The following is a 20,086-nucleotide window of genomic DNA, read 5'->3' as shown; positions in this document are numbered from 1 at the left end:
GATGGGCACGGCCCCGTTTTATTCCCGCTTTCCAAGGGATGAATGCGCGGCACTTCGCATTCATCGGGATGTGACGGGGATCATCAATCCCGCGCTCCACGCGGTCCCAGCCTTGACGGAGCGCTCGCCCAAGGGCGACCATCCCTCAAGAAGCCCTTACCCTTATAGGTGCGGAATGATCGAGAAGCTGGACTATCAATCGGCAGGATTGATTTCGGGCCTGGAGGTGCATCAGCAGCTCCTGACGGCCCACAAGCTGTTCTGCCGCTGCCCCGCCGGCCTCTACACCGACTCCCACGACGGCGAGGTGCTGCGGCACATGCGCCCCACCCTGAGCGAGCTGGGCGAGTACGACGGCACGGCCCTCATGGAGTTCAAGACGAAGAAGGAGATCATCTACCTCCTGAACCACCTCAACGTCTGCACCTACGAGATGGACGACACGCCGCCTTTCCTGGTGAACCAGGAGGCCATCGACGTGGCCATCGAGCTCTGCCTGGCCATGGGCATGGACATCATCGACGAGGTGCACATCGCGCGTAAGCAGTACCTGGACGGCTCCATCCCCACGGGCTTCCAGCGCACGGCCATCGTGGGCATGAACGGCGGGCTCCCCTTCAAGGGCCGGAACCTCACGGTGACCCACCTCTCCATCGAGGAGGACTCCTGCCGCGAAGTGAGCGACAAGGGGCACCGCATCGTGTGGCGGACGGACCGGCTGGGCATGCCGCTCACCGAGACCGTCACGGGCCCGGACCTGCGCACGCCCGAGGAGGTGCGCGACGCCATCACCCTCTGCGGCCTGGTGGCGCGCAGCACGGGCCGGGTGCGCACGGGGCTGGGCGCGAGCCGGCAGGACGTGAACGTCAGCGTCAGGGGCGGCAGCCGGGTGGAGATCAAGGGCGTGCCCAAGGCGGGCTACGCCGTCAAGCTCGTGCACAACGAGGGGGTCCGCCAGGTGAACCTCCTGCGCTTCAGGGAGGAGCTGAACCGCCGCGGCATGCGCGAGCCCTCGGACATCCGCACCACCGCCTTCGACGTCACCGACATCTTCCAGGGCGTGGACCTGGGGTTCATGCAGCGCGCCATCCGGGGCGGAGGCAGGATCTTCGCCGTCAAGCTCGAGGGCGGCATGGGCCTGGCCCAGTTCCCCACCCAGCCCGACACCACCTTCCTGGACGAACTGAGCGGGCGCATCCGGGTCATCGCCTGCCTGGACGAGGCTCCCGTGGTCCTCAGCGGCCAGCACCTGCCCGAGTTCCCGGCCAAGCACCGGGTCCTGGACCGCCTCCGCCGCAAGCTGCGGGTGGCGGAGAACGACGACTACTACATCGTCTGCGGCCCGGAGGCCGACTGCCGCACCGCCGCCGAGGAGATCCGGCTGCGCTACGTCGACGCCCTCAAGGGGGTCCCCCAGGAGACCCGCCAGGCCATGGTGGGCGGCTTCACCACCTTCGAGCGGATCCTGCCCGGACCCGACCGCATGTATCCCGACACGGACTCCCCGCCCACCCGCATCACCGCCGAACGCGTCGAGGCCGCCCGCGCCCGCATGAAGCCCACCCCCTGGGAGCGCTTCCACCAGTTCGGCGCCTGGGGCGTGCCCCCGGAGACCACCGAGTTCCTCATCCGCAGGGGCGGCGTGGCCATCGTCGACGCCGTGGTGCAGCTCACCGGCGTGGACGGCCTGGTGGCCGCCGTGGAGATCGGGCAGCGGGCCAAGGCCCTCAAGCGCCGCGGCATCCCCATGGAGCGCCTGGGCGTGAACGAGTGGGTGCAGATCTTCGACCTCCTCACCGGGGGCCAGATCGCGCGGGAGGCCATCCCGGCCCTGGCCACCCACATGGCCGAGCACCCCGGCACGGGCGCCGAGACCGCCATGTCCGCCCTGGGCTTCGGCATCCAGCCCCGGGACGTGTGGAGCCGGCAGCTCTCCTTCCTGTCCATGGAGGACTACCGGATCGATCTGGGCGACTCGGACGCCAAGCGCCTGCGATTCCTTGCCGGGCGAGCCATGAAGGACCTGCTGGGCAAGGCCCCGGCCCGGGACGTGGCCGACTACCTGAGGACCCGACTCACCCAGGAGGCCTCCCGATGAGCGAAATCGAACGGGACGACCGCTACCAGGGCTACCGCGGCACCGCCCGCGCCGCCCTCGAACAGTACGGCATCGGCGTGTGGAGCGAAGTGGAGGTCGTCAACGACCGGGGCTCGGTGTTCAAGGGCGTGATCCTGCCCCGCAGCGAGACCTTCGACGATCTCCACATCGTCATCAAGCTGGTCAACGGCTACAACGTGGGCGTGGTGGCCTCCCGCATCGCCTCCGCCCGGGAGCTGGGGTACAAGAAGGCCGTCTACAGGATCCCCGAGAAGGCCTTCCCGGTGGATTCCCGCAAGAAGAACGTCACGCTCCTGGGCACCGGCGGCACCATCGCCTCCCGCCTGGACTACCGCACCGGCGCCGTGATCCCCGCCTTCACCCCCGGCGAGCTGTACGGCGCCGTGCCCGAGCTGGCCGACATCGCCAACATGGACACCAAGAAGCTCTTCGGGGTCTTCAGCGAGAACATGGGTCCCGAGCAGTACATCGCCCTGGCCAAGGCCATCGGCGAGGAGATCGCGCGCGGGGTCGACGGCATCGTCATCGGCCACGGCACCGACACCATGAGCCACACCGGCGCCATCCTGAGCTTCATGGTCCAGAACTCCCCCGTTCCCATCGTCCTGGTGGGAAGCCAGCGCAGCTCGGACCGGCCCTCGTCGGACGCCGCGCTCAACCTCATGAACGCCGTGCGCACCGCCGCCGAGTGCGACATCGCGGAAGTGATGCTCTGCATGTTCGGCCCCACCTCGGACAACTACGACCTCCTGCACCGCGGCACCCGCTGCCGCAAGATGCACTCCAGCTACCGCAGCACCTTCCGCACCATCGGCGCCACCCCCCTGGCCACCGTGGCCCGGGAGCGCGGCGGGAACGGGCAGTACTTCACCTACCTCACCGACGACTTCCTCAAGCGCGACAAGAAGCGGGTCCCCGTCATCAACCCGAGCTTCGAGGAGAAGGTCACCATCCAGTACTACTACCCCAACTTCAACCCCGACATCATCGACGGCCTGTCCAGCATGGGCTACCGCGGCATGGTCATCGCCGGCACCGGCCTGGGCCACATCAACAAGCCCCTCTACCCCGCCGTCAGGCGCGCCATCGAGAAGGGCATGACCGTGGTCATGACCGTGCAGACCATCTGGGGCTACGCCCAGATGTACGTCTACGACACCGGCCGGGACCTCCTGAACCTGGGCATCATCCCCATGGACAACATGCTTCCGGAGACCGCCTACATGAAGCTGGCCTGGGTGCTGGGCCAGACCGACGACCCCGCGGAGATCCGGCGCATGCTGCTGGCCCCCGTGAACCACGAGATCACGCCGCGGGAGCCCCACAACGGCTACCTGGTCCTCCAGGGCGGCCTCCCCGAGGTGGAGGCCTTCATCGGCCAGCACTGGAAGTAGGGATCAGAGCCGCTTGGCGATCTTCAGCACGGCGTCGGAAAGGGTGACTCCGGTGTTGGAGAGGTTGAGCATGGAAAGATAGATCGAGGGCTTCCCCGATTCGTCCACGATGGCGGCGGAGCCTCCGGCCATGAGTAGTTCAAGCTTCCCGCAGATGATGAGGCGGCCGGCGGCCTTCAGGGTGCGCACCTCGTTCTCGTTGGCCGCCCAGGCCACCTTCGCGGCAGGGTCGTGGGTGAAGCCCATCTTCGTGAGCTGCGCCATCACGGCGGGATCATGGCAGGCGATCCGGCTGGGGGAGCCCGCGCTGATGGCCAGGATCTTGATGAACTTGGCCTGGGCCTCCACCGGGAGTTCGCCGCCGGCGAGGGGCAGGACCGAGAGAAGGCACGGGAGGGCGAATCGGGTGAAACGCATGGGGACCACTCCTGGAAAGGGCTCAAGTTAAGACCGAACGTCCGGTATGTTATTGGATGCCCCAGGATAGCCTGAAAAACAAAGGCCCGCATAGGCGGGCCTTCGGAAAAATCTATTTTTTAGCTGGTCGGACTACTGCGGGCCTTCGGCGGCGCGCCAGGCGGGGTCGATGGTGGTGGGGACCTGGGCCTTGGCGTCCTTCAGGAGGTTCTGGCTGGCGTCCTTGAGCTGCTCCCGCTTCCAGGCGTTGGGCAGCTGGGGCTTGGCCTGCTCGAAGGTGGGGAAGCCCTTGTCCTGGCCGGCGGCCTTGGCGCTGGCGGCCACCTTGTCGTAGAAGGCCTTGAGCTGGGCCTCGGTGGGCTCGATCTTGGAGATGGCCTTCTCCATGAGGATCTGACCGTAGGCGTTGGACCTGGCGGCCTCCACGAGGAGCTTGGCCTTGGCATCCTTGTCCAGGCCCTGCTTGTCGCCGAACTTGACCATGACCTTCTGGTCCACGAACTCGGCCAGGAAGCGGTTCCGCTGTTCCTTCAGCGCGGGGCTCGTGAGGAGCTCGTTGGCCTTGGCCTCGTCGCCCACGAGGGTGCGCACGGCCTCGGAAAAGGCCTTCTCGGTGACCTTCTCGCCGCCGACGTTGGCCAGGACCTTGGAGGTATCCTTGGAGACCTTGGAGCAGCCCAGGGCCACGACCACCAGGCCGCACATTCCGATCAATCGCGCGCAGCGCATATCCATGCTTTTCTCCTAAACATTTCAGTCCCAGAATGACATCGAAGGCATACCCTGCCTAGCGAGGATGCTCCATGTCTCCGAAGGAATTACTCAAAGATTTGAATCTCGAGGTATATACCGCCACATGGTGTCCGGACTGCCGCCGCCTGGACCGGTGGCTGGAGGAGGCCGGGGTGGCCCACACCACCGTGGACATCGAAACCGTGCCCGGGGCCGCCGAACTGCTTGAGCGGGAAACCGGCAAGCGGGCCATCCCCTACATCCGGGTGGGGGGCACGGCCTGGGTCCGCGGCTACCACCGGGAACTTCCCCAGCGCCTGGACCCCGATCTTCTGGTCCGGGAGCTATTGGGGGCGGCGGAAGGCTGAAAATCATGGCAATCTAGGGGATTATGTTGGAGCGATCAGTGCCTACCCCCTTCTCGAGTCAATTCTGGTCCAATTTGTTCACGTCGGATCTGGCCATCGACCTGGGCACCGCCTCCGTGCTCATCTACACCCGCCAGGCCGGCCGGATCGTCGTTTACGAGCCATCCATCGTGGCCCTCAACACCCAGACCCACGAGGTCGAGGCCGTGGGTGACGAGGCCAAGCAGCTCCTGGGCCGCACCCCCCAGGGCGTGCAGACCATCCGTCCCATGAAGGATGGAATGATCTACGAGGTGGACGCCGCCGAGAAGATGCTGGCGGCCTTCATCAAGAAGGCCCGGCCCAACCGGGGCATCGCCCGCACCCGCATCGTCGTGAGCGTCCCCCCCCGGGCGCACCAGGTGGCCCGCAGGGCCGTCAAACAGGTGTGCTACGACGCCAAGGCCGGCGAGGTCTTCCTCGTGGACCAGACCATGGTGGCCGCCATCGGGGCCGGCCTGGCCATCAACGAGAAGCGGGGCTGCATGATCGTCGATATCGGCGGCGGCACCACCGACGTGGCGGTCATCTCCTACAACGGCAAGGTCTTCTCCGACTCCATCCTGGTCGCTGGCGACGAGATGGATGAAGCAATCATCAAATACATCCGCGAGAAGTACAACGTCCTCATCTCCGAGGCCGCCGCCGAGGAAGTGAAGTGGAGCCTGGGCTCCGCCTACACCTCCGACAAGACCCGCACCATGAGCATCTCCGGCCGGGACCAGTTCGAGGGCCTGCCCAAGACCCTCACCCTCAACGACACCGAGATCCGGGAAGCCCTCGCCGAGCCCATCAGCGCCATCATCGACCTGGTGCGCAAGGCCCTGAACGAGACCCCGCCCCAGCTGGCCGCGGACCTCATCGACCGGGGAATCTGCCTCACCGGGGGCGGTTCCAAGATCCAGGGCCTCGACGTGCGCCTGAGCAAGGAGACCCACCTGCCCTGCTACCGCGCCGAGAACCCCGAGACCGCCGTGGTGCGCGGGACCGCCATGCTCCTGGAGGACATCCCCTTCCTGAGGCGGATCCAGATCCTCGACTAGCATGCGTCGCAGCGCCTGGGGCTGGAACCCGACCGGACGCAGGCGCTGGGCCATCGTGGTCCTCCTGCTGGGGCACCTCCTCTGGATCCTCCTGGGCCGGGGGACCTCCAACCGCTGGCGCCATCTGCTCGATCTTCTGTCCACCCCCTCCCGGGCGGTGTCCGCGCGACTGGAAATCTGGAAGGACAACCGCCGGCAGAAGGTGTCCACGTACCGCGAGGCCGTGGCCGAGGTGGAGCGCCTGCGGGCCCAGGTGGCCGCCTTCCAGGCCGCGCGGGACGCCGCCGCCCCGCGCCTGGCCGAAGCGGAGGAGGCGACCCGCCTGCTGGGCCTCAAGAAGCTGCTGCCCCTGACCTTCCGGACCGCCCGCATCATCTCCAACGTCCGCCGGGCCCCCTTCGGGGGCATGATCCTGGACCTGGGGGAGGACGGCGGGCTCCAGCCCGACCAGGGCGTGATCTGCCCGGAAGGGGTGGTGGGCCGCGTATGGGACGTGGGCCCCACCCAGGCCAGCCTCCTGCCCCTGGACGCCTACAACGCCTCCACGGGGGTCATGCTGGCCCGCAGCCGAGCCACCGGCGTCCTGCAGGGCCTGGGGCCCGGCAAGGCGGCCCTGCGCTACATTGGTAGCCAGGAGGTCGTCCAGGTGGGTGAGCCCGTGTACACGTCGGGTCTCGACCGCAATTTCCCCCGGGGGCTCCTGGTGGGCTACGTGACCTCCGTGCGGCCCCGGGACACGGAACTGCAGGTGGAAGTGGCCCTTTCGGCCCCCCTGGACCGGGTCTCGCTCGTGCTGGTCCTGCCCCAGCGCCCGCAGCTGGAGCTCCAGGCGCCCGCGCCCCAGCCCCAGGCTGCCAAGCCCGGCCGGAAGGCGAAGGGGGCGAAATGACCGGCCAGGCCGCCCCCATGCTGCGCAGGCACGCCATCGCCCTGGCCGCCCTGGCCGGAATCCACTTCACCGCGCCCTGGCCCGGCATCCAGACGGTCTTCCACGTGTTCCTCGTGCTGGGCCTGGCGCCCGGGTTCACCACCCCCATCCAGGGCCTCCTCTGGGCCCTCGCGGGCGGGTGGGTCCTCGAGGGAACGCAGCGCCTCTACCCGCACCTGGGCGGCACCCCCCTGGCCAACATGCTGATGTGCCTCCTGGCCTACTGGCTCGTCCTGCAGTGGCCGCCGCATTCGCGCAACCCCTTCTGGGGCCGCTGCGCGGCCCTGGCCGTGCTCCACTGGTTCCTGGCGAACCTCCTCGTGCGCTTCGCCGCGGGCCCCCACGCGTGGGGCTACGGGTGGATCTGGGCCGTCGTGGCCATCCCCCTTTGGGCGACCCTGGCCCTGAGGCTCCATCCCCCGATCCACCGGAGGTGACCGGTGGAGATCCTGAACCGCAGCCTCATCCACCGCCGCATCTCCGTGATGCGCACCGTCACCCTCTCCATGATCCTGGGCCTGGTGCTGGCCTACGGCTGGGTGCAGCTGGGCATGCGCCGGGAGATGCAGCGCCTGGCCTTCTCCCAGGCCGTGAAGACCCGCACCACCCCGGCCCCCCGCGGCATCATCTTCGACCGCAACGGCAACAAGATCGTGGACAACCGCCGGGCCCTGCACCTGGTCATCCAGAACGAGGACCTGCCCTCGGACCCCGCCCAGATCGACGCCCTGGCCCAGAGCCTCCAGCTGGAGCCCGAGCAGCTGCGGCGCCGGATCCAGGCCATCCGGCAGGCCGCGGGCAACCGCATGCTCACGCTCCTGGACAACCTGGACGATTCGGCGCTGGCCCGGGCCGAGGTGCTGCGCGCGCGGTTCCCCTTCCTCAGCATCGAAGTCGCCCCCCGGCGCGTGTACCTGGGCCAGGACCTGGCCGGCCACGCCCTGGGCTACGTGGGGGAGGTCACCCCCGCGGAGCTGGAGAAGAACCCGGACCGCTACCAGCTGGGCGAGATCATCGGCCGCACCGGGTTCGAGAGCTCGCGCAACGACCGCCTGCGGGGCGTGGACGGCCAGCGGAAGATCCTGGTGGACTACCTGGGCCGGGAAGTGGCCGTGTTCGGCCAGAACGAGGCCAAGCCCGGCCGCAGCGTCTTCCTCACCATCGACGCGGGCCTCCAGCAGACCCTCAAGGAGGCCCTGGGCACGGAGAACGGCGCGGGCGTGGTGCTGGACCTGCGTGACGGCGGCATCCTGGCGATGTACTCCAGCCCCTCGTACGACCCCAACATCTTCCTCAACCGGCTCACCCAGGAGCAGGTCGACAAGTACTGGAACAACCCCGAGCGCCCCATGCTGGACCGGGTCACCCAGGGGCGCTACGCCCCCGGCTCAACCTTCAAGCTCCTGGTGGCCCTGGCCGCCCTGGAGAAGGGCATCATCACCCCCGAGACGGCCTTCCACTGCGCCGGGCACAAGGTCTTCTACAACCGCGACTTCCGCTGCGACGCCACCCACGGGACCGTGAACCTCATCGCCGCCATCGCCCGCAGCTGCGACATCTACTTCTACGAGCTGGGCATGCGCCTGGACATCGACGACATCTACAACACCGCGGCCAAGTACGGCCTCACCGTGCCCACCGGCGTGGACCTGCCCCACGAGGCCACCTCGCGCGTGCCCAGCCGGGAGTGGAAGAAGCGGGTGAAGAAGGAGAAGTGGTGGCCCGGCGAGACCGTCAGCGTGGCCATCGGCCAGGGCGCGAACAGCCTCACCCCCATCGGCCTGGCGCGGTTCTACGCCATGCTGGCCACCCGGGGCAAGCTGCTGACGCCCCACCTCCTCTACGGCATCCGCCCCGAGGACAACCGGCCCATGGAGCTCTTCACTCCGCCCCCGCCCAAGGACACCGGCCTGGACCCGAAGATCCAGGCCGTGCTGGAGGAGGGGCTCTACGAAGTGGTCCACTCGGGCACCGCCGCGGCCTCAGCCCTGCAGGGCGTCACGATGGTGGGCAAGACCGGCACCAGCCAGGTCACCACCTTCGTGGACAAGAGCCACTACGCCAAGCTCGCCAAGAAGCTCAAGGACAACGCGCTCTTCGCGGGCTACGCGCCCCGGGAGAACCCCCAGATCGCCTTCGTGGTGGTGGCCGAGAACGCGGGCTTCGGCGCCTCCAGCGCGGCCCCCGTGGCCAAGAAGCTCGTGCAGTACTGGTTCATCGACCGCCTCAAGAAGCCCCTGCCGCCCCCCAGCGCGAAGATCCCGGACGAGTTCGCCCCGCCCCCGGCCCAGGAAGGCGGCGAGGAGCCGTGAAGGAGCGTCTGCGCGCCCTGGACACGGCCCTCCTGTGGCCCATGGTCCTGCTCGTGGTCATGGGCACGCTCACGGTCTATTCCGCGGGCCGCGGCACGGGCCAGGCCGGCCTCTGGGCCAAGCAGAGCCTCTGGAACCTCATGGGCTTCGGGGTCATGGCCTTCCTGGCCGGCGCCAATCCCAAGCGCATCTTCCGCAGCGGGTTCGCGCTCTACGTCCTGGGCATCCTGTCCCTGGCCCTGGTGCTCGTCGCCGGCCACCGCATCGGCGGCTCCCAGCGGTGGATCGTGCTGGCCGGCCTCACCTTCCAGCCCAGCGAGCTCATGAAGTGGCTGACCCTGCTCTTCGTGGCGCACCGCCTCGGCACCCGCCAGCCCCAGGACCTCACCGCCTGGGACCTGGCCGGGACCTCGGCCCTGGTGTTCTTCCCCATGCTCCTGGTGCTCAAGCAGCCCGACCTGGGCATGGCCGTGAGCTTCCTGCCCATCCTGGTGCTGGTCCCGGTCCTCAAGGGGGTCAGGGCCAAGTGGGTCCTCCTGACGGTGCTGCTGGTCTCCCTGGGCGGCGTCGGGGCCTGGCAGAAGGTGCTCAAGCCCTACCAGAAGCAGCGGGTCCTGACCTTCCTGGACCCGGGGGCCGACCTCAAGGGCAAGGGCTACCAGATCAACCAGAGCCGCATCGCCATCGGCGCCGGCGGCCTCACCGGGCAGGGCTTCACCTCCGGCAGCCAGACCCAGCTCAACTTCCTGCCGGTGAAGACCACCGATTTCGTCTTCTCGGTGTGGGCCGAGGAGCGCGGCTTCCTGGGGGTCCTGCTGGCCCTGGGCCTGTTCGGCGTCGTCCTGAGCCGCATCCTCGACACCGCCGTGGCGGCGAAGAGCGCCTCCGAGACCTACTTCTGCGTGGGCGCCGCGGGCATCATCGCCCTGCACCTCCTGGTGAACGTGGGCATGGTCATCGGGGTGCTGCCCAACAAGGGCATCGTGCTGCCGTTCTTCAGCGCCGGGGGGAGCAGCACGCTCAGCTATTTCCTGGGGCTGGGCGTGGTGATGGCGGTCCGGCACCGGGCCCAGGTGAAATAGCCTAGAATTCCCCCATGACCACCGATCCCCAGACCCGCATGAAGGAACTCGCCGCCCAGGTGCTGGAGCACCGGCGCCGCTACTTCGTCCTCGACCAGCCCGTCCTCTCCGACGCGGAGTACGACGCCCTGGAACGGGAGCTGCGCGACCTGGAGGCGCGGCATCCCCATTTCGCCGACCCCAACAGCCCCACCCAGCGCGTGGGCGCCGCCCCCCTGGAATCCTTCCGCAAGGCCCGGCACCGCACCCCCATGCTCAGCCTGGACAACACCTATTCCGAGGACGAGCTCGAGGAATGGGAGACCCGCGTGCTCAAGGGGCTCCCCGGCGCGGAGCCGCGCTATTCGGCCGAGCTGAAGGTGGACGGGCTCTCGCTCTCGCTCCTCTACGAGGACCGCGCCCTGGTCCGCGCCGTCACCCGTGGCAACGGGGACGAGGGCGAGGACGTCACGGAGAACGCCCGCACCATCGCCGACATCCCGCTCACGCTGCCGCCCGGGGCGCCCGGCACCCTCGAGGTGCGGGGCGAGGTGTTCCTGTCCCGCCGCCGGTGGGAGGAGCTGAACCGGGAGCGGGACGCGCGGGGCGAGGCGCGCTTCGCCAACCCCCGCAACGCGGCCGCCGGCACCATGAAGCAGCTCGACAGCCGCATCACGGCCGAGAGGCGGCTCTCCTTCCTCCCCTGGCAGCTGCCGGGCTCGGCCCGCCACAGCCAGGGCATGGACCAGCTCGCGGACTGGGGCTTCAACCGCATGCCCGCGCACGCCGAAGGGAGCTTCGCGGAGATGCTGGAATTCATCAGGGACCAGGCCCAGGCGCGGCTCCTGCTGCCCTTCGACACCGACGGCGTGGTCCTGAAGGTGGACGCGCTGGAGCTGCAGGAGCGCCTGGGCTCCACGGACCGCGTGCCCCGGTGGGCCATCGCGTTCAAGTATCCGGGGCTCCAGGCCACCACCACGCTCCTGGGCATCACCTGGCAGGTGAGCCGGGCCGGCAAGCTCACCCCGGTGGCGGAGCTGGAGGCCGTGGAGGTGGCGGGCTCCACGGTCCGCCGGGCCACCCTCCACAACGCCGACGAGCTGGCGCGGCTGGGTGTGCGGGTGGGCTGCAAGGTCTTCGTGGAGAAGGGCGGCGAAGTCATCCCCAAGGTGGTGGCCGTGGTGCCCGGTTCCCTTCCCGAAGGCGCCGTGGAGCCCCAGGTGCCCGCGGCCTGCCCCGTCTGCGGGGGCGCTGTGGGCAAGGACTCCGACGAGGAGGTGGCCTGGCGCTGCCAGAACCCCGAGTGCCCCGCCAAGATCACCGCCCGGCTCCAGCACCTGGGCAGCCGCGCGGCCCTGGACATCGAGGGCCTGGGCGACGCGCTGGTGGAGCAGATGGCCTCGCGCTTCGCGCAGCCCTGGGACGTTTTCACGCTGCTGGAGGACCCCAAGCAGGGGCTGGCGTACCTGGCCGGGCTGGACCGCATGGGCGAGAAGAGCGCCCGCAACGTCATGGAGGCCCTGGAAGCCGCCCGCACCAAGCCCCTCTCCCGCTGGATCCACGCCCTGGGCATCCCCATGGTGGGGGCCCGCACCGCCGAACTGCTGGCGGAGGCCTTCCCCACCCTCGGGGACCTGTGGGACGCCGAGGAGCAGCGGCTCCTGGCCGTCGAGGAGGTGGGGCCCAAGGTCGCCGCGGGGCTCAAGGCCTTCGCCGCCCTCCACCCCGCCCTGCCCGCGCAGCTGGCGGCGCTCGGCATCACCCCCGCGCCAAGCGCCCCCCGGGACCTCTCCGGCCTGCCCCTGGCCGGCGAGGTGGCCGTGGTCACCGGGACCCTTCCCACCCTGAGCCGGGAGGAGGCCGAAGCCCTGCTCAAGCGCCTGGGAGCCAAGGTCACCGGCGCCGTCTCCGCCAAGACCACCCTCCTCGTCGCCGGGGAGAAGGCCGGCTCCAAGCTCGCCAAGGCCGAGGCGCTGGGCATCCCCGTGCGGGACGAGGCCTGGCTCCTGAGTCATGGCACTATGGAACCCTGAGGCAGCGCCATGACGAACACCCCCCGCCGGATCGGCAAATTCGAAATCCTGGAACGCCTGGGCGAGGGGGCCATGGGCGAGGTCTTCCTGGCCCGGGACAGCCTCCTCGGGCGGGAAGTGGCCATCAAGACCATCCGCGCCGCCCTCACCTCGCCCGACGCGCGGGACCGGTTCTTCCGGGAGGCCCAGGCCGCAGGCCGGCTCAACCACCCCAACCTCGTCACCATCCACGAGTTCGGCGAGGAGCAGGGCACGCTCTTCATGGTCATGGAGTACGTCCCCGGCGACGACCTGGGCAAGCTGCTGGCCTCGCGCGAACTGCCCCACCGGGAGATGCTCGAGCTCCTGGCCCAGGTGTGCGACGGCCTGGCCTTCGCCCACCAGCGGGGCGTGCTGCACCGGGACATCAAGCCCACCAACATCCGGGTGACCCGGGTCTCCGGGCGCCTCGCCGCCAAGATCCTGGATTTCGGCATCGCGCGCCTGGCGGGGAGCGACCTCACCGCCACCGGCGCCCTGCTGGGCACGTTCGGCTACATGGCCCCCGAGTACATCCAGTCCGGCAAGCCCGACGCCAGGGCGGACCTCTTCGCCGTGGGCGTGATCCTCTACGAGGCCCTGGCGGGCTTCCCCCCCTTCGGCGGCGAGTCCACGGCCACCGTGCTCCACCGCATCGTCAACGAGGACCCGGCCCCCCTGGACCTGGCCCAGCTCACCGGCATCAGCCCCGCCATCCAGGGCGTGGCGGCCCGGGCCCTGGCCAAGGACCCCGCCGCGCGCTTCCCCAGCGCCGAGGCCCTGGCCGAGGCCCTGCGCGCCGCCCGGGACCCCTGGTGGGACCCCGCGTCCGACAAGGCCGCCACCGTGAGCAGCTCCCGCCTCTTCGAAATGCCCGAACGGGGCCGGAAGCCCGCCCCGCACGCCGACGCCCCCGCCTCCCGCGCCTGGCTCTACCTCGGCACGGCCGTGGTCACGGCGGCCCTCGCCGCCGGGGGAGGCTGGCTCTGGCTCCGCCGCCACCGCCACCGCCCCGCCCCCGCGGCGGTCCAGCCCGTGGTGCAGCAGCCCCTGGTGCAGCAGCCCGTGGCGCCCCCGCCCGTGGTCCAGGCCCCGCCCCCGGCCGAGGAACCCAAGCTTGAACCCCCCAGGACCGAACCCGCGAAGCCGGCGCCCCCGCCCGTGAAGGCCGAGACCCGGCCCGAACCCGCGCCCCCCGCCAAGGCCGGCGCCTACGCCACCCTCGACCAGGCCGCCCGGGCCCTGGACACCGACCCCAGGGGCGCGCTGGCCTTCCTGGACAACCTGGTCAAGCAGGAGCCGGAAAACGAGCGCGCCATCGCCCTTCGCATCGCGGCGCTCTATGAGGCCGCCGACTACCGGGGCTGCGCCATCGCCATCCGGGATTCCCGGCAGGCCGGGCACCTCCTGTGGCCCATGGCGCTGAAGTATCCCCGCCTGCGCAAGGTGCTCGAGCAGGAGAAGGCGGACCCGCGCCTACCCCGGCGCAAGGCCGTTCAGTAGTCCCACTGGGCTTCCCGGATCAGCCACGCCCCGTCCCTGAGCTCCCAGCGCAGGGTGAGGCTCTTGCGGGCGCGGTCCCCGGGCAGCAGCTCCCCCCCCGCCCGGCCCGTGAGGACCAGTTCCAGGGTCTGCACGGCGCGAACGCCGTCCACGTCCACCTTCTGGGACAGGACGGTCACCCCGACCTTCTCCCGGCCCAGCACGCTGCCCAGGAGGAGCCGCGCCCCGGCGCGGTCCAGGCCCTCGGGCCCCGTGAACTTCGGCGAGAGGACCGCGGCCGCGCCGGCGGCGTCCCCGGCCTCCACGGCTCCCCGGGCGCCCTCGAAAGCCTTGCGGATCCTCCCCTCGGGCCCCTCCCGGGAACAGCCCGCGAGGACCGCGAGGAGGACGGCGGCCAGGGCCTTCACGCCAGCTCCTGGAAGAGCGTCACGTAGCTGCGGGGCTCCACCTGGGCCTCGTCCAGGCCCAGCTGGCCCATGGCCTCGCGGATCTCCTCCGGCGTCCCCTCCAGCTCCAGGTAGCACCCGAAGGGCGCCTCGTCGAGGCAGGCCTCCAGCGGCCCCCGGCGCCACACCGAGCGGCTCTTGCGCATCTCGAAGGCCGGGCTGAACCCCAGCTGCCCGAGGATCCCCTCCACCGCCAGGGGGTCGCCCACCGACGTCTCCAGCTCGGGCCGGATCTTCAGGAGCGGGTCCGGCACCCGGGTCCCCTTCCAGGTGAGCGTGGCCTGCCCGTCGTAGCGCCGCAGGCGCAGCGCGCAACCCTGCGAGCGCAGCTCCCCGTCCCGGTCCCACAGGACGCTCACTTCCCCGCACGGGCCGTGGGCCAGGGCGAAGCCGCAGGCCTCCAGCCGGAGCCGCGCGGGCCCGAGGGCGGGGATGCGGAACTTCATCTCGATTTCAACGTGGTCGGCATGTTTCATGGCGGGCCATCCTCAAATGATTGCATCATGTGCAAGGAGGTTTGACCTAGCTTTGATCCCGAAACGGTACCTTTTCGCCAGCATGTTCATCGCTGCGATGCTCATGCTGCTGGCCATCGTGCAGGCTCCGCGCTCGACGCGCGAGGGCGGCGCCGTGGTGGCGACCGGGGCGGTGGAGCAGACCCTGGACACCTTCGAGACGCTGGCCGAGTGCCGCCTCCGGGACGGCTGGACGCCGCGCTTCCAGGGTGCCCAGGACCCCGACCAGGAGCAGCCCTGGCCCTACGGCGGCGGGTTCGGGACGCCCTGGGAGCCCGCCTCGGCCTACCTGGCCGACCAGGGCCTCGCCCTCAACGGGCCCGGCGGCCACAGCGAGGTGATGCTGTGGCGAGGCCTGGAATGGCGCCACTACCGGTTCGACGCCCCCATCGCCAGCGCGCGCCTGGATCCCGCCAAGGGGACCCGGCTCCTGGTGACCCTCACCCTGGGCCAGGGCCGCTTCGAAACGCGGCTGATGGAGATCCCCGAGGGGCGGGTGCTCTGGGCCACCGACAGCGGCCCCTGGAGCCGGTTCAGCTGGGACGGCCGCGCCGTGCTCCTGGGCCTGCGCCCTCCCCAGCCCGAGGCCGCGCTGCTTCTGACCGCCCTGCCCGTGGAGGCCGAGCGCCCCGTGGGCACCCTGGCGCCCTGGGACGAGAAGGCCCTGCCTGCGCCGCCCCGGGGGTGGGCCACCCGCCAGGAGCAGCTCTGGGACGACGGCCAGGATCTGCCCGGGGCGCGGCTCCTCATCCCCTGGCAGCCCGGCTCCCGCATGTGGTTCCCCGCCTGGGACCGGCTCTGGATCTCCAGCGGCGGCCAATGGACCTTCTGGACCCTGGCGGAAGGAACCTGGCGACGGGAGGCCACCGGCGCGGGACAGCTCCAGGCCCAGCCCCCCCTGCGCATGGCCCTGGAAGTCCCCGGGCGCAAAGGCGAGCCCGCCACCCGGTCGACGTCCCGCCTCGACCGGGCCGAGTGGATCGAGGTGCCCGCGGCCGCGGAGGCCTGGCCGGCCTACGACCCCGCCTGGGCCTGGTGGCGGGAGGACCTGGCCGCCACCACCTGGGACCAGCGCTGGGGAAAGGGTGCTCCGACCCTGCCCCCGGAGCGCCAGAGGCAGGCCCTCCTGCGCACCTTCCGCCCCGAGTGGAGGACGGCCCGGGGCCTACGCGCCTCGGTGAAGGGCTGGATCCCCGACGGCCCGGAGATCGCCCTGCGCGAGGCCACCGAATCCGCCTGGGTCTGGGTCGGCGAACGGGCCATCCTCGTGCGGCTGCAGCCCACGTTGAGGCTGAAGTCCGTGAAGACGGCATTGAAACGTTAGATACCATGTTCCATGGTCTCTGTTAGTGTTAGCGCAGCCACTTCCCCGTAATCCGGCATCCCGAGGTTCCCTATGCCCCGTCTTCTCCTCGTGGACGACAATCAGCGAATCCACCAGATCGTCGAGACGCTCCTGACCGCCACGGACATCGAGCTGACCTGCGCCTCCTCAGGCGCCGAGGCCCTGGACCTGGTGGCCACCGGCGGACCCTTCGACGTGGCCCTCCTGGACACCACCATGCAGGGCATGGACGGCTGGGAGCTCCTGGACCGCATGCGCAGGAACGGCGCCACCGCCATGATGCCCATCGCCATGATGGCCGGGGTCCTGGACGTCGTGGACCCCGAGACCGTCCGCAAGGCCCCCATCCAGGGCTTCCTCAAGAAGCCCGTGGAGCTCCGCGACCTGGCCGACCGGGTCCGGACCCTCCTGGCCACCCCCGTCGAGCCCCCCGCGCCCGAGCCCGAGCCGGCCCCCTCGGCGGCCACCGGGAACTTCGAGACCCTTCCCTACCTCAAGCTCTCGGACCACCCCCTGCCCGACGCCGACCTGCTCCTCCTGGAACCCTCCGACCTCTTCGTGGAGGAGGCCCCTGCCCCCGACGCCCCCCTGGAGTCCCTGGAACTGGAGGAGCTGGACCTTGAGAGCCTCAAGGGCCTGAGCGCCCCTCCGGCCGTCCAGGAGACCGCGGAAGCCGCCTCCGCGGACGCCGCCGAGGTCCCCGAACTCGCCCCGGAGGACGCCTACCAGAGCGGCATCCTCGAGCTGGGCGTGATCACCGACGAGCTGCCCGACCTGGGCCCTTCGCAGGAACTCGAAGAACCCGCCCCCCTGCCGGACCATCTCCTGTCGCCCACCCCGTCCCTGCCCGTGGACTGGTCCGACGAGAGCGAGACCCTCCTGGAGTTCACACGCCAGCCGGCCCGCCCCGACGAGACCACCACCGCCATCCACTCCATGGCCGCCGCGGCCATGGAGGAGCACAGCGATTTCGATCCCGACAGCTTCCTGGAGCAGGACGCCGGCCCCGCGCCGACCCCCGCCTTCCTCCCCGAGGCCCCCGAAAACGTCACCCCCGTGCGCCTCACCCAGGTCTCCGAGGCCGACGTGCTGGGCGACATCGGCGACATCCCCGAACTGGAGGACCTCTCCGCCCTGGACGACACCGTCCAGTCCGCGGGCAGGGCCACCGTGCCCCCCTGGGCCTCCACCGTCAGCCTCCTGGACCGGGTTCAGGCGACCCCAGCGTCCCTGCCCGAACCCATCCCCGAGCCCGAACCCATCTCCGAGCCCGCGCCCATCCCCGAGCCCGAGCCCATCTCCGAGCCCTTGCCTGAGCCCGCGCCCGAACCCATCCCTCCCGCGGTGATGGCGGCCCCCGAGCCGGTGGCCGCGGGCGTGCCCGGAGCCGCCGATCCCCTCGCGGCCCTCCTCGCCGACCCCGTGCTGATGGACCGCCTCGCCAAGGCCGTCGTCGCCAGGCTGGGCGACCAGGCCCTCCGGGAGATCGCCTGGGAGGTCATGCCCGAACTGGCCGACCGGCTCCACCGGAACTGACCCGATGATCACCGGCTACAACACCGACGTCCGCCACGGCAACCGGATCTTCCACGTGCAGACCGAGGACAAGGGCCTGGCCAACCCCAAGATCGAGACCCTCATCTACGTGGGCGGCGAGATCCTGGACAGCTACCGGGGCACCTACGAGGACCTGCTGGCCGAGTTCCCCCTGCAGGAGAGCAGCATCCAGGCCCGCATGGACGACCAGCACAAGTCCGTGATCCGGGACATCAAGAACGGCAAGTACGACGCCACGCCCAACGACCCCCTCCTCGCCGAGCGCAGCGTCTTCAACGACAAGCCCCTGGACCAGGCCATCCTGGAGTACCTCCAGCAGGAGGGCGACACCGATACCCTCGAGATGGTGCTGGACGAGCCCATGCTCCCGAAGTTCGGGGAGCTGTTCCAGATCCGCATCCGGGCCCGTCTCTGCGTGAGCCAGAACCCCGTGCCCGGCGCCGACGTGACGATCCGCCTCATCTCCAGCCTCAAGAAGGCCACCACCCTCACCACCGGCCGCACCGACTCCGAAGGCCAGTTCCTCACCAAGGTGGAGCTCCCCCCGAGCCAGCCCGGCCACTGCGCCGTGCTGATCGCGTGCACGTCGGAGTTCGGCAACGACGAGATCCGGGCGCTGATCACCGCCTAGGAAAAGGGCCGCCCGGAGGCGGCCCTTTCTCCAGGTCCGGACGGTCCTAGACGTTTTCCAGCACGGCCACGAGCAGGGTCCAGAAGTTGCCCACGGAGGCGATGCTCACGTTCTCGTCGGGGGTGTGCACGTCCCACATGCTGGGGCCGAAGGAGACCATCTGCATGCCGGGGTACTTCTCGCCGATGAGGCCGCACTCCAGGCCCGCGTGGATGGCCTTGATGGCCATGGGCCTGCCGAAGGTCTTCTCGTGCACGGCGTTGACCACCTTGACCAGGGAGGCCTTGGGATCGGGCTTCCAGCCCGGGTAGCCGTCGCCGCGCTTGGCGGTGAAGCCCGCGAGCTCGCAGGAGGCCGAGATGCGGTTGGCCATGTCGATCTTGGCGCTGGCGATCGAGCTGCGCTGGCTGGTGGAGATCTCGATGGTGTCGCCCGTGGTGGAGATGATGGCGAGGTTCGTGGAGGTCTGCACCAGGCCCTCGATGTCGGGGCTGTTGGACTCGACGCCGTGGGCGACGGTGTACAGGAAGTTCACGACGGCGCGGGCGTCGCGGTCCTCCATGACCTGGGCCGGGGCGTCGGCCCTGGGCTCCACCGCCATGGCGAGGCCCGGATCGAAGGCGCCCAGGGCCGAGCGGTAGTCCTGCTCCAGCCCCTTGACGGCCACCTGGAACTCCTCGAGGCGGGCCGGGTCCAGGAAGAAGACGGCGGAAGCCTCGCGGGGGATGGCGTTGCGCTTGTTGCCGCCGGCCAGCGACGCCAGCTCCAGGCCGAAGCGGGGCGCCAGGCTCCACAGGACGCCGGCCAGGATGCGCAGCGCGTTGCCGCGGCCCTGGTGGATCTCCACGCCGGAGTGGCCGCCCTTGAGGCCGAGGACCTTCAGGCGGAAGGGGGCCTTGCCCGCGGTGGCGGGGCGCAGCGCGACCTTCTTCGTGGCCATGGTGTCGATGCCGCCGGCGCAGCCGATGGTGAGGTCCCCCTCCTCCTCGCTGTCGAGGTTCAGGAGGTACTGGGCCTTGAGGATCCCCTCCGCGAGGCCGCCGGCGCCGGTGAGGCCGGTCTCCTCGTCGATGGTCACGAGCACTTCCAGGGGGCCGTGCTTGATGGTGGTCGATTCCAGCACCGCCAGGGCGGCGGCCACGCCGATGCCGTTGTCCGCGCCCAGGGTGGTGCCCGTGGCCAGGAGGCGGTCGCCGTCCCGCCGCAGGGCGATGGGGTCCTTGAGGAAGTCGTGCTTCGTGGCCTCGTTCTTCTCGCAGACCATGTCCACGTGGGCCTGGAGGGCCGTCATGGGCGCGCCCTCGCGTCCGGGGGCGGCCTTCTTGCTGATGATGACGTTGCCCACGGCGTCGCGGACCACGGTGCAGCCCAGGGCCTGGGCCTGGTCGGCCACCCACTGGGCGGCGGCGGCCTCGTTCTTGGAGCCGCGGGGGATCTTCGACAGGGCCAGGAAGTACTTCCAGAGGCCGGCGGGTTCGAGGGTGCCAAGGTCCGTCTGGGCCTTGGATTCCATGACATTTTCCATGACTTGCCTCCGTGGGTTGCGTCCGTTGGGGACCTTCGGTCCGCCGCTGATTCGATTTCCCCCAAAGGGTAGCAAACAAAGGCGGTGACCAAGCTCATTT

The 20,086-nt window shown here is 70.0% G+C and carries 18 protein-coding genes; 13 read left to right on the top strand and 5 right to left on the bottom strand.

From position 1 onward, the window contains the following. Window positions 1-175: 175 nt before the first annotated feature. Window positions 176-2,098 carry a Glu-tRNA(Gln) amidotransferase subunit GatE gene (gene gatE, locus ACZ5MC_RS03815; protein ID WP_306598968.1) on the top strand — a complete coding sequence of 641 codons (1,923 nt, stop codon included), beginning with the start codon at window positions 176-178 and terminating at the stop codon, window positions 2,096-2,098. After that, complete coding sequence (gatD, locus tag ACZ5MC_RS03810; protein ID WP_306598967.1) at window positions 2,095-3,513, top strand: Glu-tRNA(Gln) amidotransferase subunit GatD; 1,419 nt, start codon at window positions 2,095-2,097, stop codon at window positions 3,511-3,513. Before gatE ends, gatD begins: the two co-directional genes overlap by 4 nt. 3 nt (window positions 3,514-3,516) lie before the next feature. Here the strand turns inward: gatD and ACZ5MC_RS03805 are convergent, their stop codons facing one another. Beyond that, window positions 3,517-3,930, bottom strand: coding sequence for a hypothetical protein (locus tag ACZ5MC_RS03805; RefSeq protein WP_306598966.1), 414 nt, complete (start codon window positions 3,928-3,930; stop codon window positions 3,517-3,519). Between the two features lie 132 nt (window positions 3,931-4,062). Continuing rightward, window positions 4,063-4,665 carry a peptidylprolyl isomerase gene (locus ACZ5MC_RS03800; protein WP_464517074.1) on the bottom strand — a complete coding sequence of 201 codons (603 nt, stop codon included), beginning with the start codon at window positions 4,663-4,665 and terminating at the stop codon, window positions 4,063-4,065. A 95-nt stretch (window positions 4,666-4,760) separates the two neighbouring features. Here ACZ5MC_RS03800 and ACZ5MC_RS03795 point away from each other — a divergent pair, with 95 nt between their 5' ends. The 8 genes from ACZ5MC_RS03795 to ACZ5MC_RS03760 are packed head-to-tail and all read left to right on the top strand — an operon-like array spanning window position 4,761 to window position 13,967. Continuing rightward, the gene (locus ACZ5MC_RS03795) at window positions 4,761-5,030 is read left to right on the top strand and encodes a glutaredoxin family protein (protein ID WP_464517073.1); all 270 of its coding nucleotides are present in this window, start codon (window positions 4,761-4,763) and stop codon (window positions 5,028-5,030) included. Window positions 5,031-5,068: 38 nt separating this feature from the next. After that, window positions 5,069-6,112 carry a rod shape-determining protein gene (mreB, locus tag ACZ5MC_RS03790; protein WP_306598963.1) on the top strand — a complete coding sequence of 348 codons (1,044 nt, stop codon included), beginning with the start codon at window positions 5,069-5,071 and terminating at the stop codon, window positions 6,110-6,112. 1 nt (window position 6,113) lies between these two features. After that, the gene (gene mreC / locus ACZ5MC_RS03785) at window positions 6,114-7,001 is read left to right on the top strand and encodes a rod shape-determining protein MreC (RefSeq protein ID WP_464517072.1); all 888 of its coding nucleotides are present in this window, start codon (window positions 6,114-6,116) and stop codon (window positions 6,999-7,001) included. Further along, the gene (locus tag ACZ5MC_RS03780; protein ID WP_464517071.1) at window positions 6,998-7,477 is read left to right on the top strand and encodes a hypothetical protein; all 480 of its coding nucleotides are present in this window, start codon (window positions 6,998-7,000) and stop codon (window positions 7,475-7,477) included. The genes mreC and ACZ5MC_RS03780 overlap by 4 nt, the downstream gene beginning before the upstream one ends. A 3-nt stretch (window positions 7,478-7,480) precedes the next feature. Further along, complete coding sequence (mrdA, locus tag ACZ5MC_RS03775; RefSeq protein WP_306598960.1) at window positions 7,481-9,352, top strand: penicillin-binding protein 2; 1,872 nt, start codon at window positions 7,481-7,483, stop codon at window positions 9,350-9,352. Further along, on the top strand, window positions 9,349-10,434 hold the full coding sequence (gene rodA / locus ACZ5MC_RS03770; RefSeq protein ID WP_464517070.1) for a rod shape-determining protein RodA: 1,086 nt from the start codon (window positions 9,349-9,351) through the stop codon (window positions 10,432-10,434). Before mrdA ends, rodA begins: the two co-directional genes overlap by 4 nt. A 14-nt stretch (window positions 10,435-10,448) precedes the next feature. Beyond that, window positions 10,449-12,446 carry an NAD-dependent DNA ligase LigA gene (gene ligA / locus ACZ5MC_RS03765; protein WP_464517069.1) on the top strand — a complete coding sequence of 666 codons (1,998 nt, stop codon included), beginning with the start codon at window positions 10,449-10,451 and terminating at the stop codon, window positions 12,444-12,446. 9 nt (window positions 12,447-12,455) lie between these two features. Continuing rightward, a complete protein-coding gene (locus tag ACZ5MC_RS03760; RefSeq protein WP_464517068.1) occupies window positions 12,456-13,967 on the top strand; it encodes a serine/threonine-protein kinase in 1,512 nt (503 codons plus the stop codon). On the opposite strand, the gene ACZ5MC_RS03755 is transcribed toward ACZ5MC_RS03760, so the two are convergent. Both ACZ5MC_RS03755 and ACZ5MC_RS03750 read right to left on the bottom strand, forming a co-directional pair. Then, on the bottom strand, window positions 13,961-14,374 hold the full coding sequence (locus ACZ5MC_RS03755) for a hypothetical protein (protein ID WP_464517067.1): 414 nt from the start codon (window positions 14,372-14,374) through the stop codon (window positions 13,961-13,963). The genes ACZ5MC_RS03760 and ACZ5MC_RS03755 overlap by 7 nt on opposite strands. Continuing rightward, window positions 14,371-14,889, bottom strand: coding sequence for a class IV adenylate cyclase (locus ACZ5MC_RS03750; RefSeq protein ID WP_464517066.1), 519 nt, complete (start codon window positions 14,887-14,889; stop codon window positions 14,371-14,373). Before ACZ5MC_RS03750 ends, ACZ5MC_RS03755 begins: the two co-directional genes overlap by 4 nt. A 52-nt stretch (window positions 14,890-14,941) precedes the next feature. Here ACZ5MC_RS03750 and ACZ5MC_RS03745 point away from each other — a divergent pair, with 52 nt between their 5' ends. From ACZ5MC_RS03745 to ACZ5MC_RS03735, 3 genes are all read left to right on the top strand, one after another. Beyond that, window positions 14,942-16,252 carry a DEAD/DEAH box helicase gene (locus ACZ5MC_RS03745; protein WP_464517065.1) on the top strand — a complete coding sequence of 437 codons (1,311 nt, stop codon included), beginning with the start codon at window positions 14,942-14,944 and terminating at the stop codon, window positions 16,250-16,252. A 72-nt stretch (window positions 16,253-16,324) separates the two neighbouring features. Next, window positions 16,325-17,809, top strand: a complete 1,485-nt coding sequence (locus ACZ5MC_RS03740; protein WP_464517064.1) for a response regulator — start codon at window positions 16,325-16,327, stop codon at window positions 17,807-17,809. 4 nt (window positions 17,810-17,813) lie between these two features. Next, the gene (locus tag ACZ5MC_RS03735; protein ID WP_306598952.1) at window positions 17,814-18,461 is read left to right on the top strand and encodes a hypothetical protein; all 648 of its coding nucleotides are present in this window, start codon (window positions 17,814-17,816) and stop codon (window positions 18,459-18,461) included. A gap of 46 nt (window positions 18,462-18,507) precedes the next feature. Here ACZ5MC_RS03735 and ACZ5MC_RS03730 read toward each other — a convergent pair whose 3' ends face one another. After that, window positions 18,508-19,986, bottom strand: a complete 1,479-nt coding sequence (locus tag ACZ5MC_RS03730; RefSeq protein WP_464517063.1) for an aminoacyl-histidine dipeptidase — start codon at window positions 19,984-19,986, stop codon at window positions 18,508-18,510. Window positions 19,987-20,086: the final 100 nt, after the last annotated feature.

Source organism: Mesoterricola sp. JemC181, assembly GCF_055384585.1.
The sequence above is the reverse complement of the archived record's forward strand: the minus strand, read 5'-3'. Positions and strand labels throughout refer to the sequence as shown.

Excerpts from the sequence above, each read along its gene's own strand:
- gatE (WP_306598968.1), top strand. The coding sequence starts at position 176 with ATGATCGAGAAGCTGGACTATCAATCGGCAGGATTGATTTCGGGCCTG.
- gatD (WP_306598967.1), top strand. The coding sequence starts at position 2,095 with ATGAGCGAAATCGAACGGGACGACCGCTACCAGGGCTACCGCGGCACC.
- ACZ5MC_RS03805 (WP_306598966.1), bottom strand. The coding sequence starts at position 3,930 with ATGCGTTTCACCCGATTCGCCCTCCCGTGCCTTCTCTCGGTCCTGCCC.
- ACZ5MC_RS03800 (WP_464517074.1), bottom strand. The coding sequence starts at position 4,665 with ATGGATATGCGCTGCGCGCGATTGATCGGAATGTGCGGCCTGGTGGTC.
- mreC (WP_464517072.1), top strand. The coding sequence starts at position 6,114 with ATGCGTCGCAGCGCCTGGGGCTGGAACCCGACCGGACGCAGGCGCTGG.
- ACZ5MC_RS03780 (WP_464517071.1), top strand. The coding sequence starts at position 6,998 with ATGACCGGCCAGGCCGCCCCCATGCTGCGCAGGCACGCCATCGCCCTG.
- ligA (WP_464517069.1), top strand. The coding sequence starts at position 10,449 with ATGACCACCGATCCCCAGACCCGCATGAAGGAACTCGCCGCCCAGGTG.
- ACZ5MC_RS03760 (WP_464517068.1), top strand. The coding sequence starts at position 12,456 with ATGACGAACACCCCCCGCCGGATCGGCAAATTCGAAATCCTGGAACGC.
- ACZ5MC_RS03750 (WP_464517066.1), bottom strand. The coding sequence starts at position 14,889 with ATGAAACATGCCGACCACGTTGAAATCGAGATGAAGTTCCGCATCCCC.
- ACZ5MC_RS03740 (WP_464517064.1), top strand. The coding sequence starts at position 16,325 with ATGCCCCGTCTTCTCCTCGTGGACGACAATCAGCGAATCCACCAGATC.
- ACZ5MC_RS03735 (WP_306598952.1), top strand. The coding sequence starts at position 17,814 with ATGATCACCGGCTACAACACCGACGTCCGCCACGGCAACCGGATCTTC.
- ACZ5MC_RS03730 (WP_464517063.1), bottom strand. The coding sequence starts at position 19,986 with ATGGAAAATGTCATGGAATCCAAGGCCCAGACGGACCTTGGCACCCTC.